The organism is Bacillus sp. EAC, assembly GCF_002156875.1.
Taxonomy (GTDB): domain Bacteria; phylum Bacillota; class Bacilli; order Bacillales; family Bacillaceae_G; genus Gottfriedia.
This window is the reverse complement of record NZ_NCSY01000002.1, coordinates 619,313-639,250: the sequence shown is the minus strand read 5'-3', so window position 1 is coordinate 639,250 and position 19,938 is coordinate 619,313. Positions and strand designations below refer to the sequence as shown.

Below are 19,938 nucleotides of genomic sequence, written 5' to 3'. Positions count from 1 at the left end.
GTTAAAACGGGGTTTGAGCTGCTTAAATGATGGAGAGAAGCCAATTCTTCATTCGGATCAAGGCTGGCATTATCAAATGAGACAGTACCGAGAGATACTAAAACAAAATAACATTACACAAAGTATGTCCCGTAAAGGGAATTGTTTAGATAACGCAGTTATCGAAAACTTCTTTGGCTTATTAAAATCTGAATTACTATATAATGAAGAATTTAGCAGTATGGATCAGTTTATAGAGAAATTGCATGAATATATTCACTATTACAATCATGAGCGTATTAAGATAAAACTAAAAGGATTGTCCCCTGTTCAATACAGAGTCCAATCCTCTTTAGTTGCATAAAACTATTTGTCTAACTTTTTGAGTTCACTTCACATAGGCTACTTTTTATATTATTAAAATTATACGTAATTTATCTCACATAATTGATATTATGAGTGATTTTTTTGTGACCCAGATTATATACCCCAAACATGTGCTTTGGCTAATTCCAAGATTAATGTGGGGATGGTTAACCACTGATAAAAACAAATCTTTTAAGCTTACGTATTTTAATTTATGACACCATAAAACATATACCCAACACAACTTCATTTGCCTTAATTATTGTTGTAAACTTTGTTATACTCTAAGTATAGAAGTGTAACGAGATATAGTAGCTTCTGAGGTTATAAAAAATATTAGAACAAATCAGAAGCTACTACAAGCATCACTTGTCCACATATAGTGTCATAATCTAAGAATTATATCGGAGGAAACAAGAATGAAACCATTTTTAGAAATACTCGAGGAAGTACTTAGTCAAGACGAAAGATTGCTCAGCGAAGATGGCGACATACTAAAAAGTAAAGCATATGACTTTGCTCTAACAGGTGATGCCAATTTATTGTCTCTATTATTGTCAAACACTGACCTAAAAAATCATTTCTTTAAAGATGTAAATGGGGTTATGGTGTTTGATAGCATTAAGTTTGGCTGGGTGGTAAACAGTAAAGAGTTTTTACCAGACAGCTTTACGCAATATAAAAACAAGATTGGTTTGGTAAATGACAAAGGTGCCAGTATAGTTCAAAGCAATGACGTATGTCTAGTATGGCCGTATAAAGATTGTGTGCTTGAAGGTGGTCAAACCAAAGATGACCAAAAGAGAAATGAGGTTTTTTATAATGAAACACTTGCACCCGACGAAGTTAATCGCCTTTTGTTTCCAAAGGTATTTACAAATGCTAAACGATACACAAAAGACGGTGTAGAGCCTGTAACTGATTTTGGCGATAACGATAACTTGATTATAAAGGGCAATAATCTTTTGGCACTGTCTTCTTTATTAAAAAGGTATGAGGGAAAGATTAAGTGCATCTATATCGACCCACCGTATAACCCTACAAGTCAAGCCAACACATTTGCCTATAATAATACTTTTAATCGTTCAACATGGCTTGTTTTTATGAAAAACCGTTTGGAATATGCTAAAAGACTACTTGCCAAAGATGGTGTGTTAATAGTAGCGATTGATAAAAACGAACAGGCACGTTTACAAATACTAATAGAAGAAATATTTCCTAATAGTGATGTTGACTGTATTACTATTGTTCATAATGCTCGTGGGGCTATTGGAACAAATTTTTCATATACACATGAGTACGCTATTTTTGTCACACCTAAAGGCAAAAAAGCCATTGGAAATAGAAAAATAGAACAAGAGGAAATTGATTGGCGTCAACTTCGTGATAGGGGGGGAGAATCGTTGCGGACGGATGCAAGGAATTGCTTTTATCCGATTATAGTTGAAAATGGTAAAGTTGTGGGCTTTGGAGATGTTTGCACAGACGATGAGCACCCGAAGCAAAATGAAAAACATGGGAATCAAATCTATGTTTATCCTATAGACAATAATGGCATTGAGCGAAAATGGCGTTATGCAAGGCAAACAGTTGAAAGTATAATAAATGTTTTACGCGTTAAAGAAACTAAAGATGGGCTTGGCATTGAAATTGGAAAAGATTTTGGGACATATAAGACAGTTTGGACAGATAGGAAATATGATGCAAGCTTAAATGGGACACAGCTATTAAAAAGTATTTTACCCAATACGAAATTTACTTATCCGAAATCCATTTACAATGTTATTGATTGTGTAAATGCCGTTGTCGAAAATGACAAAGATGCGATAATTCTTGACTTTTTTGGCGGTAGCGGTACCACAGGTCATGCTGTAATGGAAATAAATAAAGACGGAGGTCATCGTAAGTTTATATTGGTGGAACAAATGGAATATATTGAGACCGATACTTTACCACGTAATGTAGCAATTATGAAATCTATTGCAACTGATTCAAGTATTGTCTACTGTGAGCTTAAAGAACTAAACGAAATATTTATGACAAAGGTGCAAAACGCAAAGTCTGATGCAGAAATAACAACGATTATTGAAGAAATTAAGGCTACGGGGTTTGTTAGCCAGAATGTATTACCTAAAGAAATTGATACTTCAGTAAAAGAGTTTATAGACCTATCTTTTGAGGATAAGCGAAAGTTTGCTTGTGAATTAATCAATAAGAACCTTTTATATGTCAACTTGTGTGATATAGACGATGAGGATTTTAAGGTGACTGACGAAGAAAAGGCATTTACAAATAGCTTTTACAGGAGGGGTTAGTAATGGGTAACTTCCTATACGAGAAGTTTGATACTCTGAGAGAAGTAAATGCAATTCTTGGAGTACCTACTTATATTAAAACTGGATTATCTGAAAATATTGAATTAAGGGAGTATCAAAAAGAAGCCTTTGAAAACTTTATTACTTACTACAACAATTCAGGATTAAGAAAAAACAAACAGCTGCACTTGCTTTTCCATATGGCTACTGGTAGTGGCAAGACGCTGATGATGGCTGGGTTAATTCTTTATCTTTATAAACAAGGGTATAGAAACTTCCTTTTCTTTGTTAATATGAAAAACATAGTTGAAAAGACAAAGGAGAACTTTTTAAACAAGCTTTCGCCTAAGTATTTGTTTAATGAGATTATGGAAATTGATTGTGAAAGTGTATCTATAAAAGAAGTATCTAACTTTCAGCGAGTAGATGGTAACGACATAAATATTTGCTTCACCACTACACAAAAGTTACATATGGATTTATTAGCACCCAAGGAGAATAGTATTACTATTTCTGACTTTGAAGATACAAAGGTTGTGCTGATTTCTGATGAGTCCCATCACGTAAATACTCGTACTAAAAAGGGAAAGTCTGATATAGAAGAAGAAAAAAACTGGGAGTATAGCGTCGACAGGGTGTTTTCAGCCAACAAAGATAACATTATGCTTGAGTTTACAGCCACTTGTGATCTTAAAGACCCTAATGTTTTGACTAAGTACGTGGATAAAATCATATTTGATTACCCTCTAGCGAAGTTTAGAGCAAGCGGGTACACAAAAGACTTTAAGAATATGCAATCAGACTATGATAAGTGGGAACGCACATTGATTGCTATGGTTTTAAGCCAGTATAGATTAAAACTGTTTGAAGATATTAAGCAGCCAACAAAGCCTGTTATCCTTTTGAAATCTCAGAAGATTGAAGAAAGCAAAGACTTTTATAAATATTTTTTTGAGAAGTTGAGCGCATTAACAGGTGCACAGATAGCGGGCTTGAACAATGGAACAAATAAGGCATTATCGGATTGCTTTGAATATTTAGATAAAAAAGGAATTACTTATGATATGTTGGCAGCCGAGCTTAAGACTTCCTTTGCAGAAGATTTTAGTATTATTATGAACGGTGAAACAGACAACTCAGTCGAAAAACAACTCGCAGTAAACACACTTGAAAGTAAGAACAATCCGTATCGAATTATTTTCACAGTAGATATGCTTAATGAGGGCTGGGATGTCTTAAATCTTTTTGATATTGTTCGTCTATATGAAACTCGTCAAAGTAGTGGTAAGAAGGTATCACCTTATACAATAAAAGAGGCTCAGCTGATTGGTAGAGGTGCAAGATATTGTCCATTCAAAGAAAATTCGGAGCAGGAAAAATATAAGCGTAAATATGATGACGATTTAACCAGCGCCATGCGTATTTGCGAGACTATGTTTTATCACAGTAAACAAGACTCCAGGTACATTGATGAGCTTAGGAAAGCACTTGAAGAAATCGGATTGCTCTCATCAAACAAAGTAGAGGTTGAATACACGATTAAAGATAGCTTTAAAAATGAAGAATTATATAAGACTGGATATGTATTCGCTAACAAGAAGATTGAAGTCGATAGATCAGCAGTTACACAGATAGACAATAAAGTAAAGGCATTGAACATTGCTGTAGACACTTCACAAGGAGCTTCAACAGTATACGACCTTTTTAGCAAGAACAAGGATGGCGTGGAAGTTAAAAAAACTAAACACGAACCTATTCGACTAAAAGATATTGAATATTCTATTGCTTTTGCCTCTTTGTGTAACTTTGAAGAATTAAAATTTAATAAGTTAAAGAGTAAATTCCCTAACTTAAAAAGCAGTAGGGAGTTTATCACAAGTGATGACTATTTAGGCAAATCCACCATAATACTGACTAGTAATGGTAATATGCGCGGAAGTGATTTATCCGTTGCTTGTAATAAGCTATATAAAGAAGTTGCTACACACATTTCCAGTATCGAAGTTAGATACAAGGGTACTTTCGAATTTGTTGCAAAGAAATTACACAATGTGGTGAAGAACAAAACAAGATACATAGAAAATCCACATGGCGACGGTGAAGGTATTTCTCAGAATAACGTATCAGCAGATATGCAGTTAGACTTATCAACCTGCGATTGGTATGTTTTCAATGACAATTATGGTACTACAGAAGAAAAGAAGTTTGTTAAGTATTTTTCTCACATTGTAGATGCTTTAAAGAAAAAGTATGAAAAGGTGTTTTTGATAAGAAACGAGCGATTCCCCGAGCTTGCAATTTATGACTTTGATACTGGTGAGCGGTTCGAGCCTGACTATATCCTTCTATTTCAAAAGAAAAACGCTGATAACTATGAGCAACAGCAATTATTCGTAGAGCCAAAGGGCGAAATCTTTATGGATAAAGACCAATGGAAAGAAGATTTTATGCTAAGGCTAGCTACCGAAGGCAAAGCAGTTACTACTTATGTTGATGATAATGAATACAAGGTAATTGGCTTGCCTTTCTACAATGCGGTTGAAAAGAACGATGTGTTTGTTACGGCGTTGGAAAGGTTTTATAAATAATAAATTTAATTGAATGATGTTGGTTTATCCATCACAAGATATAAAACACTCAATCCCATAGTTGTATGGGGTTGGGTATTTTTGTGTTTTTGAGAGACAGTTTAGCCTGTAACCACAAGGTTCACTAGATATATACTAAGCTTTGTACACATATAAATTCTCTCAGTAGCTAGCAAATTCAAATAGAGTTTTCATTCTAGTTTAATGCCCCACCCCTTATCAACATTTTGGTTTTTATCACTATTTTTTAACGCACATAATGAATATTATGTGCGGAAAGCATAATATTTCAAAACTATTGCAATCATATTTAACTTTATTTAGTAGAGAAAATTAACTTAAAGGTGAACTTGCAAAGTTTAATAACAAAAAACATGATTATTAATCAAGTTTCTCAAAATCTAACTCGATAATTAAATCTCCTAAATCTATGTTTTGAAGTTCACAAATTTTTTTTATTTCTCCCCACAAATCCCAACCATCGGGGTCTCTAATTTCAGAAATATGTCCAATATAATCATCATCTAATTTCGGTTCAGAAATTAGTCTATATTTTACTAATATGTCCAAGTAATCTCGCATATCATTATCATTCAACTGTAAGTTCTTTTGAATCAACGATAATAAAATTATTCGATGTAATCCATTATGTTCTGATCTTTCAACTATACTTGAAAATACACTTCTAGTATTTTTATTTAACAGTTTAAGTATTTCGAAATAATTATTAGCAAGCTTTACTGTTTCTTCTAGATCCTCATCACTTAAATTCCACTCAAGTACTTTGTTAATATTTTTGAAACTTTTACTTGTATTTAATATTTGTTTCTTCGTTTGATCTTCTATAGACTTCAACATATCATTCATTATATTTCTATATAGATTCTCATGGTTTTGTTTTATTTGCTTCATTTTTTCAACATTATATACAGCTACGTTGTCTGTTACTTTATGATGCTTATGACACATAAATAATAAATTTGAAGCATGAGCTCGTTCTTTATTAGTCATTTTTGGATTAAAACGCTGTCCTCCAGGTAAAGCTGCTTCAATGTGGCATAATTGAGTTACAAGTGTACCATTAACATCGATAATTTCATGGGTACAACCCTGAAAAGCACAGCGATTTCCTGAAAGAATATATAATTCTCGTAAAGTGGACATAGAAGGGTCAAGTCTTTTTACTTCTTCAGTACTCATTCTTATTCCTCACTTAAATAAAAGATTTTTTACTAATGGATAGTTAAACACAATAATAATTACCAATTTTACGTTAATTTGTTATATATTGATAGTTTTTTTCTTAAGAAACTAATGTTTATAAAATTAATACAAAAAATGCATGTCCAAATGTTATATATTGTCTAACATTTGGGGTGCACTTCTCTAGATTAGGGAGTTTTTTAGATTTTTTAGCCACACTATAAGTAATGAGTCAAAAAGATTAAAAAAATGATTTGAATTGCGACAGTAGCTACGGTAATTTTAATATCATCGATGATCAACGTAGCTGTAAGCATAACTAGTGTAAAATTGAACAACAAGTCATAGTGAGAAAAAAAGACATTGATTACTTAAAACGATGTACAATAATAGATGCTTATCAACTAGAAAAGAAATTAGGTATTCCAGGTGATACTTTGATAAAATAAAAGGTTGCGACAGCTTTGTCGCAACCTTTTTAAGTACATAATTTCTAATAAAAAGACAATAGAAATACAGTGTTACATCTCAAATTAATTGGTAAGACTTATAAAACATTACATTAAGACAGATTGTACAATTATTAGAGATATAATTAGATATTTTAATATTAAATTATAAGAATCATATAAATAGTGTACATATTGCCTATTTCAATTTGTTAAAAGTTAGCATTTTAAAATATATATCCATAAATGATTCTGTTATGAGACTTACTAGTTTACTTATTAAATTAGAATCCGTATTTTTTTTCCCTAATCTCGAATGCTTCTTGACCACCTTCTAGTATCTCACAAACATGTGACTTTATTCCTTTAGATGTGATTTTTTTACTACCTTCAACTAAAAAATCACATTCTAATGAGCCAGATAAATATTCGAAACGACGGGTATGATTCTCTTGTAATTGAACATCTTGGTTTGCCACAATGACATTTTCTGCATCAGTAAGTACTACTAGATTTGCATTATGGGTAACAATAATTATTTGTCTTTTTTCTTTTTTCGATTTTATTATTTTAACTAATTCTTTTGATATTGTTCGGTTATCTAAGTTATCTTCTGGTTGATCAATAAGAATAGGGTGTTTATCTTCACTCATTTCAAGAAAAAGCTCTAATAATACAAGACCTCTCTTTCCTGGTGACATTTGGGTTAAGTTATCTTCATCTTTTGTTAAATCATAAATTATTTTAGTTGTTGTAGTACTTAATAGAGCTTCAATAGCTTGTTGTTTGGTAAAAGACTGTTTAAGTTTAAGAGAAGGATAATCTTTTTGAATAATATTATAAAACAAATATTCTATTTTATTAATATATGTTGTCTCGTCAAATAAAAATTCATCGTTATCATTAAAGACTACTAATTGTTCAGTATTTTGAAATACATTTGTAATTCTTCCCCTTCTGTTAAAAAGTGATAAAAAACTATCCTGAAATTTTGATTGGTCAAATATAATTCCTGCACTTAAGGATAGGTTTTCGAACTCAGCTTTACCATCAAAGTAAGATTTGAAATCTGTTAGAATAGTAAAATTTTCTTTAAATCCTCCTAAAATATTTTGTTTTAGTTGATTTAAAATTGATTCACATTCTGTCTTTTTTCTTAATTGTTCATCAATTTGTTTTAGTAGCTGTACTTGTTCTGTTACTCTAGACTTTAAATCAGTTATATCAGAAAGTTCTTTAATTTTTTCTAAAAATGGATTTAGCTTGTTTGTAATTTCTTGGTGCTGATTGATATTGGTTTGCTTTAATGTAATAAAATTTGTCTTGTTATCAGTCAAATCATTTTGTGCTTTTAAAAATGCTGAATTAATGTCTAATTGTAAATTATTAATCACTTGTAGTGTATCTTCATTTAAATTCTGACACAAAATTTTCAACTTACTATTTACATCATCTAGAATTATATTAAGTTCACGAGATGAGGTATCTACTTTATCAATATTGAATTTTTGAATTTCTATTTCTTCAAGTATTTTATGACTTTGTTTTTCTAGGTCTTTCATTTCTGTTTCATCTGTTTGTGACAGACTAGAACTTTTAAATTTTTCATCAATTAATAATTGTAATTTAGACTGTTCTTTTCGTATTGCTTCTTTTTCTCCAATCTTTTCAATTTCTTGTTTAACCACTTCTAATTCATCAATCTTCTCAAACATCTTAATTATGTTTTGTCGAATCGCGCTATTTATATTGTTAATTAATTCTCTTTTTTCAGTAAGAAATCGTGCGTTATCTTCTTTTTGGATTAGAATTTCTCTTATTTTTTTTTGTAGATCTTCGTCAGCTGCTTCTTCTGATAAAGAATTAATATACATTTGAGGTATATATGTTACTTTCCCTTTATTCTCTGAATTAGTAGAAGTATCATTGTTTCTCCAGTTTACCTTGAAATCCACTGTATCTATAAAACTATTACTATATGGATTTTTCCAGTGATTTTCATTAGAGCGTGACTCCACTTCATTTAATGATATAGCCTGAGCAATTTTATATAATAATAAGGATTTTCCAGACGACTTTCCGCCAATTATGGTATTTAAACCTGGGTTTAATTTTATTTCCTCTTCAGTAAAGATTTCATTATTAAAAAAACTTACAGAATCTATTACATTATAATCACTTTTAGTATCTGGATGATTTTCCTGTACAATAACTCGATACTCAGGTTCATGGATTATCTGTATTAGACCTTGAAATGAGGGATCTGCTTTTATCCAAGTAAATCTATTTAAGTCAGGTTTACATATTTTTTCTATACTGTGTGCATCTGAACCATGAATGCAGGGTTTTAATGAACCAAATCGCTCGATAATTAATTCTTTTGAATATCCTTCTATTTGGCCTAAGAAAAACTTTCTATCACCAGCCCGACTTGAAAAAATTGCATCTGCAAATTGATAAATTTTTTGTTGCTCAATTCTCATAGAGGTATCTCTTAGACCTGACGCTCCATCTGTCTCCTTATTTGCAACAATAGTCATATAATGTCCGCTAAATATTGTTCTGTTTTGTTGAAGGACATCTTCGAGCTTGGGTATAGAAACTTTAAATTGATTCATTCCTTCCCTAAGAGCAGCTTCATCACTAAGGGTTGAGTTGACTAATTTTCCTAAATTAATCAAATCAGAATTAGTACAACTAAATGTTCTTCCACCATATTCATATTTTAATTCTCGTAAAAACTTGTCTTCGATATGCTCTACCACGTTTGGAGAAAAGATAATATGTAAATTAATTGGTCTATCTCTAGTTGTAACTGTATCAATTCTTAATTCAATGTTAGGTAATATTAAGTCGATATTTGCTAAGCCACCAATATCTTTATATTGCTTTACTCTTAAATAACCCTCAATAGAATAATAGTCTGTAATTCCTAAAACACTAATATCAGAAAGACCCTCTAGAGTTTGTAGATATTCATCCCATTCTCCAAATTGATTGTTGAGTTTGGAGGCGGGAGAATGAACATGCAAGTCCCACTTTTTCCATATAGATCCACTTGTATTAATTAACTGATTCATATTTCTGTTCACCTCATCAAATTTTATCTACATTTATACACATTAAAATAGTATATCATTTTCCATATTTTACAAATATAAATATTTACATTTTTGTAAAAATTTGTCTAAAGTTAAGTAGATTAGTAATCAATTTAATATTTTTGTATTTTTTTTAGTAGTAGAATAATAGGTACTAGTGTATAAATTGAAGTCTTAAATGGAAAAATTAGTTTGACAGAATAGAGGTCGGTTTTATTGTTTTATCAATATTAGGGGAACATCATAAATCTGTTTACACTGTCTACTCCACACATGTTGAGTGTGGAAACAAATAATAATTGAATTAGTCAGTTACTAAAAATATAATAAACTTATACTTTTATAAGGGACTGACAAAAATTGAAAAATCAAATCAAAGTAGTGGGTGCAGTAATCAGAAACAATCAAAACCAAATCCTATGCGCCCTACGCTCACCAGAAATGAGTCTTCCAAACCTCTGGGAATTCCCAGGTGGAAAAATCGAAAAAAACGAGCAGCCAGAAGAATCACTAGTTCGTGAAATTCAAGAAGAATTAGGCTGCGAAATTAAAGTTGCAGAACTGGTAGAAGAAGTAGTACATGAATATCCAGCAGTAATCGTAAATCTATTAACTTACGAAGCGAAGATCACAAATGGTACTCCAGTTGCAAGTGAGCATGCAAAACTTGAGTGGAAAGAAGTATCTGACCTCCAAGATCTTGAATGGGCACCAGCTGATATTCCAACAGTTGAAAAGTTAATGAAATAAAAAAGGCGTTCTCTATTAAAATAGAGAGCGCCTTTACTTTATTTAATCAAATCAATAAATAAATTTTGCGGAACAGCTTCATGTAATTTCCAATGAATATTCATCGGACTATTTCCTTTACTCGAAACATAATCAATTTCACCTAAATAAGTGAATGGAAGTGTCATTCCATGCATTTCGGTAAATTTCCTAACAAAAAGATGAATGTGGATATCTCTTTCTTTATGATAAATATAATCTTGCCCTCGAGTTGATTCGTGTGTAGTTTGATTTTGACTTTGCCAATGGAAGTTCATTGGATCCATGAAATAATCATGATATTTTAAGTGGTCATCAATTTTGTCATGCTTATTTAAATTAATAAATAAACAATATTGGTTTCCAACTCTACTTACACCTTCACGCCAAGTTCCTTCTTGGACTTGGGCTTCAAATAAGAAGATGAGGTCATTTCTAGTATAGTTTTGATATCGGACCAAACGTTCATTTTGCCTCAATAGATGTTTTGGTTGATACATACGACGATATTCAATGATTCCGTATTCGATGCGTTCTTTTATCTGATCTTTTGCAAAAAGATCTAAATTGTAAAAAGGTTCATCAACAATAAATATTTCATTATCAATTTGACCGAATGACCAAATGCACTTTTTAAATGTTTCTGATAAGCGTTTCATTGCTCTTAGGATTAATGATTTATGATCAGCTATTTCAATTTCAATACTAAATCGATTCTTAATAAGTTTTGCAATATCTTCAAATGAGATAAACTTCTTCTCAAGGGCTAATTCTAAAATAATAAATTCATATGGCCATTTAATAGGGAAGTAGCTCTCAATTCTTTCAAGAACCTCAAACAAATAAGGATAATCAATAATTGTTTGATCATAATCTTCTATGTCATTCATCTTTTGCTTTGTTCCAACCCAAGATTTAAACTTATTTAGAAAGAAATTTATATTTGGAGCTTTTTCTGCATATAGGAAATCTGTAATCTTAGGTGATCGGCCTAGATCTTTTTTAAACTGACTATATAAATCCTTTATTACTGCAATTGAATCTAAACGTATAGAATCGATTTTCTCAAGAATTCTTTTTTGTGTAACAGGATCGAGGTCAACATAGGCACCACCTGGTAAATCAGCAAATTCATGCTGAACTGCAACACGTAAACTATCCTTATCAAAACCGTTATGATTCGTATGTCCGCTTAATGCAAGAGGGACTACAAATGATTTTTGATAGTTACCAATAAAATCGAGTATTGTTACAAATTCCTTGTTCGTACTTTTACGTAATCCACGTCCAAGCTGTTGAATAAAGATTGTAGGTGATTCGGTTGGACGTAGGAATAGCACCAGATTTAAGTTTGGAATATCAATTCCTTCATTAAAAATATCAACTGTGAAAATAAGTTGAAGTGAATTATTTTCATCTTCCAGTTTAGAAATTGCTGCTTTTCTTTCGTCTGGACCGTCTGCGCCAGTTAAATAAGTAGTTACGAATCCACGTGCATTAAATTCTTCACTCATATATTTAGCGTGTTCAATAGAAGAACAGAAGCCTAAACTGATTAATTTATCTCCACTATAGCTATATTTATTAATAGTACTTATTACATACTCAACACGTTTCTCAGTTTTTAAGGCATGTACTAGTTCAGTCTCATCATAAAAACCGTTTTTCATTTTAATAGCTTCATAATCGACAGTATCGTCGGCTACTCCAAAGTAATGAAAAGGTGCTAGTAACTCTGCTTCTAATGCATCACGTAAACGAATTTCATAAACAACATTATAATCACAAAGCTGAAGCACATCCTGTCCATCTAATCGTTCGGGTGTCGCCGTTAAACCTAGTAAGAATTTTGGATTAAAATGATTGATAACTTTTAAATACGTACTAGCTTGCGCATGATGAAACTCATCTATAACAATATAATCAAAATAATTCGGATCAAATGTAGTTAATACATTATCTCTAGAAAGAGTTTGAACAGTAGCAAATAAGAATGGTTTATCCTGTTCTTTTACATTTCCTGAAAGGATTCCAAACTCATCATCCATACCAAATACTGTTTTAAATGTTTCTTTCGATTTAACTAGAATGTCCTCACGATGTGCAAGGAAAAGCATTCTTTTTGGTTTGAAGTTTTTTACATCGAAGGCAGATAAATATGTTTTACCAGTGCCTGTTGCTGCAATGACAACACCTTTTGATTTACCATTTTCACGTGTTTGCTCAAGTGCCAGAAGTGCATCTCTTTGCATTGCATTTGGTGTAATTGTTGAAGTCGCATATATACTTCGTAAATCTTGCTCTGCAACTTTAAATGGTGGAATATAATCATTTTTTACAGTATTAGCGTGTAATTCATATTGATTAATTAGTTCATCATTTAATGGTAGACATTCATTACTATTCCATAGTAAATCAAATTTTTCTTTCCCTTGTTTATAGATAGGAAGATAAGCACTATCAGGCATTTTTACATTCCATTCATGTCCATTGACTAATGCAGATTTAGAGATATTAGATGATCCAATAATAATAGAATTAAAACCTGATTCACGATGGAATAAGTATGCCTTTGTATGGAATGATTCGTTACCAGTTTGAATGATTTTTACTTCCACATTTGGTAATTCTAATAATTTTCTTAATGCTTTTGCTTCCGTAATATTTAAATAGAAGGAAGTGATTATCCTAACCTTGTTACCACGTTTGGCTAACTCTTCGATCGGCTTTAATAGAATTTGTAGGCCTGAAAATCTCAAAAAGCTTACCATGAAATCAGCACCATCACTTGTCATCAATTCAAATTTCAATGATTTAAAGAAATTCTTCATTGAACCTTTTTCATTTGAAATAAAATCAGGTTTTGACAATTGATAAAGATCACTTACTGGTAACTCACTATTTTCATAGTTGTATAAAATATTGGAAAGTGGGAGCTTAAACTCTCCATCATTACCTTCTGCCAATTTAGTAATCTCTTCAGTTAGTCGAATAATCTCGGAATAATTCCCTTCGTCTACTAAACGATTAAAACGATCCCCAATCTTTCGACCAGCATAATGAATTAAACCTTCTATATAATCTGCTTGCGCTAATGGACTCACAGACTGTGAAGTTGGATATTCCTTATCTTTTTTTACTAACTCTTCGTAAAAACCTCGTTGCTTGTCCATTTTCTCATCCTTTTTATATTCATATATTTATTTTAAAACGCTGGTTCATGTTCATATAAAGGTTGCCATTTAATATTGCCTGATAAACTTAGGCAATCATTATAAGTTTTATTTAAAAACGAAATTCTTGCTGCTAAAGTTTTTCCTGTTTGATTTTTCAAAGTTTCATTTAACGGATGGTGACTTTCAATAAAAAACTCATTTCTTTTATGCAATCGCTCAAGATATCGAAAATCTGGTATTTTTGCAAATTTCCCTTCTTTCCCCCGATTACATTCTTTACATGACAGTACTAAGTTCCAAACTCCATTTAAATTGTTAGATAACTCCCTTTGCAATATAAATGGTAGAAAGTGATCAACGTCTGCTAAAGCTTCAGACCCCATTTCAACTGAAATATCATTAAAACAGTAGAAGCATTTACCTTTTTGATAGCCGTTTAAGGCATCTCTTGAAGAGGTAACATCTATTCTTTTGAGATTGTTATCTTCATTGATAAAAAACATTTTAGAATCATCATCAAAATAAACATTTAATAATGATGGACTAATATTTAAAGACCAAGCTGTTTCTACTAATCTCCATCTTGCCTCGACTTCGTGAATGAAATTTTGATGTTGTGTAGATTGATTTAAATAAAAAATATCATCAGTTAAAGTTATTCCTTTATTTCTCCCATCTTTTTTAACCTCAAAAAAAGAAACTGGGATATTTTGTTGGTTCAAATTATGAAATGCATCCAATACATTTTCAAATCCTAATTTTTTAGTAGATAGAATTAAATCATCTTGAGAAATAGTACCATTATTAAAATCTCTACAAACATTTAAAAATCTACTTGATGAAGAAGTTGTTTGTTTATCATTTATCTTTAAATGCTCGCAAATATACTTCGAAAAAGGGATTGATAGATCATCTAATGGAATAAAAGTATCTTTATTATGGCTTTCTGATAAATCGATAAGTGATTTAGCTAATGCAAATTTATAGCTGGCTGAATTTTTGCCAAAGAGTATGACAGATCTAAAGTATGATTCTAGTGATGGATATTCTTCTGTGAAAATATTCAAAAAATAATCCCCTTTACTATTCAAAAGATTGTAATTTAAACTATAAGTATATTTATTATACTAATTTTTTGGTAAAGGGGAGTACTAAATGACTATAAAATACTATAACAAACTTGTAAGAGATAAAATTCCAGCGGTAATCACGAAAACTGGTAGCAAATTCGAGACTAAAGTACTAAGTGAAAGCGAGTATATCGAAAAACTAAATGAAAAACTGAAAGAAGAACTTGAAGAGTTTTATAATGCAACACTAGATGAAACAGTGGGGGAAATAGCAGATATTCTTGAAGTACTTTATGCACTAGCTGATACAAAAGGGATTAGCGTTGAGGAAATCGAAAGAGTAAGACTTCAAAAGAAGCAAGATCGTGGTGGATTTAAAGATAGAATTTTATTGAAGCATGTTGTAGAGAAAAATTGAATTTTCGGGAGGTGTTAACATGAAAGATGTAATATCTATTCCTGCTGGTGGGACGCAAGCATTAATAAAGAAGTATTTGATTCATGCACATCCACATCCAAGAAGTTATAAAGAATCGAAATATATGACATTCAGGAGAAACGGTGGTTTTATGGAAGCATTATATAGGGTGCAACAAGAATTTGTTTTAAAGCATGGCGACCCCGATATAGAGAAAAAAGTTGATTTCCTAGAAAGTGAAGTCAAAAATCGCTTACTAGGATATATCTATGAAAGAAGAAATAAATTTGGTTTTGAAAAAAAAGAAGAATTTAAATTTTATGTTTTAAAGGTTGAAAAAGAATTAGATCATCTACCTTCACCAAAGGAAACCCTACAGGGACATACATATTATACATTTGATGAAATTACTAGTGGAAAGAGGATCATTTGTAGAGAATCTGACAAAAGTTGTATATAGAATAATAATTAAAGGATTTTCAAAAGTGGTAAAGAGTAAAAAAAGACTTCAAGTAACTAATATTACTTGAAGTCTTTTCAAGGTTTAGTAAATACTATTTCTCACAATCATAAGCAACCAATGTAACTCTCAATTCTTCCTCTAAATTCTCAATTTTACTTTTCGCTTGATCAGTCAAATTTGCAATCTGAAAATCATCATTACTTAATTGTTTATTCTCATTATTCATTTTCCAATCTCCTTTTCACCATTTAATATCTCTTTCATAATACCCATTGATGAAAAAAACTATCCGTTAAAGTTTTATCTTCAATAAACACAAAATATTAGCATTTTATAAAGAAAAGTCGATCCCATAAAGGAATCGACTTTTTTATCACACTGAATATTTATAAAACCTCTTATCAACTTCCATAACAGGAAAATTCACAGGTAAATCTTCAATCTCTACACTTGTAAATCCATTTTTTTCATAAAATCGATGAGCAGCTAAAAATTGTGGAGTTGTTCCGAGATAAATTTCCTTAACTAACTTTTCGCTTGCATATTTAATGGCATTATTTAATAAAAGACTTGCTGTTTTATATTGCGCACCTCGATATTCTGGAGCTACGAACATTTTTCTTAATGCAACTTGATTATTTCCAATGTCTTTAAGGCTAATTGTGCCAACTACTTTATCATCACATAAAGCCACCCAAAAGTTTCCGTTTCCAGATTGATAAAAATTTTCTATATTAAACAAATCGGGCTGGTCTTCCTTTGTAATCTGAATATTGTATTCTTGTTGTTGAATATGAAGAATTAAATCTACAACCTGTGCTTGATACTCATTCGAATACTCTTTTACAATTGGACTGTTGTTCATCAATTTACACCGCCTTTTAGATTATCTTATGTACACGTTATCATAAATTTTAGCTTCTTTCTAAATGATTTGTTTATTAATAGTTTTTGTTAAAAAAACAGGTCAATAAAGAGTTTGATTGGAGCAGAAGGTGCGAGACTCCTGTGGGAAATGTGAGACAGGTGAGACAGGTGAGACCCCGCAGGCGTGAATACGCCGAGGAGGCTCAGCGCTCACCCCACGGAAAGCGAGCATCCTGGAGCGGAAATCAACCACAACCCTGATAATTTATTTTTCATTTAAAATATTTTATTTTTTTTAATAGTTCCTGCTATTAACACATTTCTAAACAACTTAACAAACAATTAACAACAAACTCATACTTAAGACGGTTTAGTAATTATCTAATATTTGTTAAAATAGTATTAGGAAATTAGTAAATTATGGAAATAAGGAGGACGAAATGGAAAAGGCGATTGTACAGATCAAAGGTTTATCAAAGGTAATTAAGAATAAAAAAATTGTGTCTGATTTGAGTTTTGATATTTATGAAGGCGAAGTTTTTGGATTTTTAGGGCCAAATGGTGCTGGTAAGACAACGACGATTAGAATGATGGTTGGTCTTATGGGTATTACTGAAGGTGACGTTGTCATTAATGGCCATAGTATTAAGTCCAACTTTGAAGAAGCGGTTAAAAATGTTGGAGCGATTGTAGAAAATCCTGAATTATACAAGTTTCTTTCTGGATATGATAATTTATTGCAATATGCTCGAATGGATAAAAAAGTTACGAAGCAAAAAATTGATGAGGTAGTTGAACTTGTTGGTTTAACGGATGCGATTCGTCAAAAGGTTAAAACGTATTCACTAGGGATGAGACAGCGACTTGGTCTTGCGCAATGTTTATTGCATGATCCAAAGGTTCTGATTTTGGATGAACCAACGAATGGACTTGATCCTGCTGGTATCCGTGAAATGAGAGATCACTTACAACTATTAACGAAGAAAAAAGGGATGGCAATTATTGTTTCAAGTCACCTTTTATCTGAGATGGAAATGATGTGTGATCGTATTGGTGTAATCCAACATGGTAAGCTAATCGATGTTCAAACGGTTAATGAGCTAAATAAAGATGACGCTCAATCCTATGCGTTTGAGGTTGGAGAAGTTGCAGCTGCAGAAAAAGTTCTTTCTGACTATAAAGTACAAGTTATAGATGGTGAATTACATATTGAAATAGCTAGAGAAGATGTACCAAGTATTATCGAGTTACTAGTTGAAAATCGCATTAGCATTTATGGAATTAAGGCAAATTCAAAATCATTGGAAGAGCGTTTCCTAGAAATGACAAATGTTTAATTGAGAAGAATTTCAAATAGAAAGGAACAAGATAATGTTAAAGCTGATACAGAATGAATGGATTAAAATTATTAAAAGACCCGGTACACTAGTTATGATTGGTCTTATTGTATTATTAGTAGGTGCTGTTGGGGCATTTGAGAAATACCAAGAGGGAAAGCACGTTCAAACTGCTGATCCAAAATGGAAGGAAACTATGCAACAAGATATAAATGGATCTAAAAAGCAGTTGAAGGAAATAGGTAAGAAAGATGATCCAATTAAAAAATTCTTAAAAAGAGATATAGCCATTAAAGAGTATCGAATTAAACATGATATTGACCCATTTGAAAAGAATAGTGTTTGGACTTTTGTTACAACTGCTTCAAATCTAATTATCCTAGTCGGGTTATTTACGATTATTATTGCTGCTAATATCGTGGCGAGTGAGTTTAATTGGGGGACGATTAAGCTATTACTGATTCGACCGTTTTCTAGAACGAAAATAATTTTATCAAAATATATAACTAGCATTTTATTTGGTATATTACTTCTATTTACGTTATTATTTGTTTCAATTCTACTAGGACTCATGTTATTTGGTACGGGTGAAGGAAATGTATCGCATTTAGCATATGTACATGGACATGTTGAAGAACAAAGTCGATTCCTTTATTCTGCTAAGTTCTATTTAATGAGTTTTATTGAAACATTTATGCTTGCTACAATGGCATTTATGGTATCAACTGTGTTCAGAAACAATACTATTGCAATTGGTTTATCAATTTTATTATTAACTGTTGGTAGTGTGATAACAAATATACTTACTAATTTCTTCGATTGGGGTAAATATATCCTATTTGCTAACACAAACCTAATGCAATATATCGATGGAACTCCACCAGTTGCAGGGATGACGATGACATTCTCAATTCTAGTGTTATTGGGTTACTTGGTTGTATTCCTGACTCTAGCATTACTTGTATTCTCAAAACGAGATGTAACAGCATAATTTAAAATAAAAAATCTAGTAAAACTTTAGTTTTGTTTACTAGATTTTTTTATTGAAATGAAGAATATACTTTTCTTTAATTAAGAAAGGATGTTAAAAGATGAGGAAATTGATTAATAGAATAATTGTCTTTTTTCTAATTGTTAACGTTACTGCTTGTTCAATAAATCAAAATAAAGAAAGTTTCAGAGTCTTCGATGATTCTCAAAGTTTTGTGTCTTCTAAAGAAATTAAGAGTGATGATGATGTTAAGAAGGTAAAAAAGTTACTGAAAGACACAAATTGGTCCAAGGAATATAAATTAAGACCAGATCGTGAATCAAGCTATACGATAAAGCTTGAAAAACAAGGTCAAACAGAAGTATTAAATAATTATAAAGTTTGGTTAGAAGTCGATAAAGCAATCATAATTGATCATTATAATCAAAAATACGGCACTCTCGATGGTGCAAATTTCGATAAACTTAAGGACTTATTATATGTAGAGATACCTTAAGTGCGCACCTTTCTAACTATTAATCAAAAATAATATTCAAGAAATATTTTCTATAAGAGGTGATAGTATGAGCAATATTAATTTTATTTACGACTACAAACACAATACTAAGAAAAACGGAAACAGTTTCGTTTCAATTAGAGATAAAGGTGAAAATTCCTTGCTGGAAGTTGTGAAAAAGGGAAATCAAGTAGAGTTTATTACAAATTGGCGAAGTGATAAAACAACTAAATTTACAATGCCATCGGAACTGTTTGAGAAAATGTGTAAAGATATAATACAAAATAATAATGAATAGTAGTGTATATGAATCTATTTAAAAAAGTAGTTAAAATATGATGGGTAATAGAA

General features: G+C 31.3%; 16 protein-coding genes. 10 read left to right on the top strand and 6 right to left on the bottom strand.

What is annotated here, in order from left to right; all coding sequences use genetic code 11:
• From B7R65_RS06250 to B7R65_RS06240, 3 genes are all read left to right on the top strand, one after another.
• Positions 1 to 343 (top strand): IS3 family transposase (locus B7R65_RS06250; protein WP_142288207.1); only part of this gene is annotated, 343 nt, incomplete at its 5' end.
• Positions 344 to 764: 421 nt separating this feature from the next.
• Positions 765 to 2,660, top strand: coding sequence for a DNA methyltransferase (locus B7R65_RS06245; RefSeq protein ID WP_088041864.1), 1,896 nt, complete (start codon positions 765 to 767; stop codon positions 2,658 to 2,660).
• A gap of 2 nt (positions 2,661 to 2,662) precedes the next feature.
• Positions 2,663 to 5,248 carry a DEAD/DEAH box helicase family protein gene (locus B7R65_RS06240; RefSeq protein ID WP_088041863.1) on the top strand — a complete coding sequence of 862 codons (2,586 nt, stop codon included), beginning with the start codon at positions 2,663 to 2,665 and terminating at the stop codon, positions 5,246 to 5,248.
• A 381-nt stretch (positions 5,249 to 5,629) separates the two neighbouring features.
• Here B7R65_RS06240 and B7R65_RS06235 read toward each other — a convergent pair whose 3' ends face one another.
• Together B7R65_RS06235 and B7R65_RS06230 are read right to left on the bottom strand one after the other, a co-directional pair.
• Positions 5,630 to 6,448, bottom strand: coding sequence for a hypothetical protein (locus B7R65_RS06235; protein ID WP_088041862.1), 819 nt, complete (start codon positions 6,446 to 6,448; stop codon positions 5,630 to 5,632).
• A gap of 736 nt (positions 6,449 to 7,184) precedes the next feature.
• Positions 7,185 to 9,980: a TrlF family AAA-like ATPase gene (locus B7R65_RS06230; protein WP_088041861.1), complete on the bottom strand. Its 2,796-nt coding sequence runs from the start codon at positions 9,978 to 9,980 to the stop codon at positions 7,185 to 7,187.
• A gap of 381 nt (positions 9,981 to 10,361) precedes the next feature.
• Between B7R65_RS06230 and mutT the strand changes: the two genes are divergently transcribed.
• Entirely contained in the window at positions 10,362 to 10,751 is a 390-nt protein-coding gene (gene mutT, locus B7R65_RS06225) for an 8-oxo-dGTP diphosphatase MutT (protein WP_088041860.1), read from the top strand.
• A 38-nt stretch (positions 10,752 to 10,789) separates the two neighbouring features.
• On the opposite strand, the gene B7R65_RS06220 is transcribed toward mutT, so the two are convergent.
• Entirely contained in the window at positions 10,790 to 13,942 is a 3,153-nt protein-coding gene (locus B7R65_RS06220) for a DUF3427 domain-containing protein (RefSeq protein WP_088041859.1), read from the bottom strand.
• A 32-nt stretch (positions 13,943 to 13,974) separates the two neighbouring features.
• On the bottom strand, positions 13,975 to 15,012 hold the full coding sequence (locus tag B7R65_RS06215; protein ID WP_088041858.1) for an HNH endonuclease domain-containing protein: 1,038 nt from the start codon (positions 15,010 to 15,012) through the stop codon (positions 13,975 to 13,977).
• Between the two features lie 88 nt (positions 15,013 to 15,100).
• On the opposite strand from B7R65_RS06215, the gene B7R65_RS06210 reads away from it, so the two are divergent.
• On the top strand, positions 15,101 to 15,433 hold the full coding sequence (locus B7R65_RS06210; protein WP_256941182.1) for a nucleoside triphosphate pyrophosphohydrolase: 333 nt from the start codon (positions 15,101 to 15,103) through the stop codon (positions 15,431 to 15,433).
• A 19-nt stretch (positions 15,434 to 15,452) separates the two neighbouring features.
• On the top strand, positions 15,453 to 15,893 hold the full coding sequence (locus B7R65_RS06205) for a hypothetical protein (protein WP_088041857.1): 441 nt from the start codon (positions 15,453 to 15,455) through the stop codon (positions 15,891 to 15,893).
• 94 nt (positions 15,894 to 15,987) lie between these two features.
• Here B7R65_RS06205 and B7R65_RS21675 read toward each other — a convergent pair whose 3' ends face one another.
• Positions 15,988 to 16,122, bottom strand: coding sequence for a hypothetical protein (locus B7R65_RS21675; protein ID WP_256941181.1), 135 nt, complete (start codon positions 16,120 to 16,122; stop codon positions 15,988 to 15,990).
• Between the two features lie 147 nt (positions 16,123 to 16,269).
• Positions 16,270 to 16,761, bottom strand: a complete 492-nt coding sequence (locus tag B7R65_RS06200) for a GNAT family N-acetyltransferase (RefSeq protein ID WP_088041856.1) — start codon at positions 16,759 to 16,761, stop codon at positions 16,270 to 16,272.
• A 442-nt stretch (positions 16,762 to 17,203) separates the two neighbouring features.
• On the opposite strand from B7R65_RS06200, the gene B7R65_RS06195 reads away from it, so the two are divergent.
• The 4 genes from B7R65_RS06195 to B7R65_RS06180 all read left to right on the top strand — a co-directional run bounded on the left by B7R65_RS06195 (position 17,204) and on the right by B7R65_RS06180 (position 19,885).
• Positions 17,204 to 18,100, top strand: coding sequence for an ABC transporter ATP-binding protein (locus B7R65_RS06195; protein ID WP_088041855.1), 897 nt, complete (start codon positions 17,204 to 17,206; stop codon positions 18,098 to 18,100).
• Between the two features lie 34 nt (positions 18,101 to 18,134).
• Positions 18,135 to 19,091: an ABC transporter permease gene (locus B7R65_RS06190; RefSeq protein ID WP_088041854.1), complete on the top strand. Its 957-nt coding sequence runs from the start codon at positions 18,135 to 18,137 to the stop codon at positions 19,089 to 19,091.
• Positions 19,092 to 19,191: 100 nt separating this feature from the next.
• Positions 19,192 to 19,587 (top strand): hypothetical protein, encoded by a 396-nt coding sequence (locus B7R65_RS06185; RefSeq protein WP_088041853.1) that lies wholly within the window; start codon positions 19,192 to 19,194, stop codon positions 19,585 to 19,587.
• Between the two features lie 67 nt (positions 19,588 to 19,654).
• Entirely contained in the window at positions 19,655 to 19,885 is a 231-nt protein-coding gene (locus B7R65_RS06180) for a hypothetical protein (protein WP_306298448.1), read from the top strand.
• Positions 19,886 to 19,938: the final 53 nt, after the last annotated feature.

Bases quoted from the DNA above. Each gene is read 5' to 3' on its own strand.
- B7R65_RS06240 (WP_088041863.1), top strand. From the start codon at position 2,663: ATGGGTAACTTCCTATACGAGAAGTTTGATACTCTGAGAGAAGTAAAT.
- B7R65_RS06235 (WP_088041862.1), bottom strand. From the start codon at position 6,448: ATGAGTACTGAAGAAGTAAAAAGACTTGACCCTTCTATGTCCACTTTA.
- B7R65_RS06185 (WP_088041853.1), top strand. From the start codon at position 19,192: ATGAGGAAATTGATTAATAGAATAATTGTCTTTTTTCTAATTGTTAAC.
- B7R65_RS21675 (WP_256941181.1), bottom strand. From the start codon at position 16,122: ATGAATAATGAGAATAAACAATTAAGTAATGATGATTTTCAGATTGCA.
- B7R65_RS06210 (WP_256941182.1), top strand. From the start codon at position 15,101: ATGACTATAAAATACTATAACAAACTTGTAAGAGATAAAATTCCAGCG.
- B7R65_RS06200 (WP_088041856.1), bottom strand. From the start codon at position 16,761: ATGAACAACAGTCCAATTGTAAAAGAGTATTCGAATGAGTATCAAGCA.
- B7R65_RS06205 (WP_088041857.1), top strand. From the start codon at position 15,453: ATGAAAGATGTAATATCTATTCCTGCTGGTGGGACGCAAGCATTAATA.
- B7R65_RS06245 (WP_088041864.1), top strand. From the start codon at position 765: ATGAAACCATTTTTAGAAATACTCGAGGAAGTACTTAGTCAAGACGAA.
- B7R65_RS06230 (WP_088041861.1), bottom strand. From the start codon at position 9,980: ATGAATCAGTTAATTAATACAAGTGGATCTATATGGAAAAAGTGGGAC.
- B7R65_RS06180 (WP_306298448.1), top strand. From the start codon at position 19,655: ATGAGCAATATTAATTTTATTTACGACTACAAACACAATACTAAGAAA.
- B7R65_RS06190 (WP_088041854.1), top strand. From the start codon at position 18,135: ATGTTAAAGCTGATACAGAATGAATGGATTAAAATTATTAAAAGACCC.
- B7R65_RS06220 (WP_088041859.1), bottom strand. From the start codon at position 13,942: ATGGACAAGCAACGAGGTTTTTACGAAGAGTTAGTAAAAAAAGATAAG.
- B7R65_RS06195 (WP_088041855.1), top strand. From the start codon at position 17,204: ATGGAAAAGGCGATTGTACAGATCAAAGGTTTATCAAAGGTAATTAAG.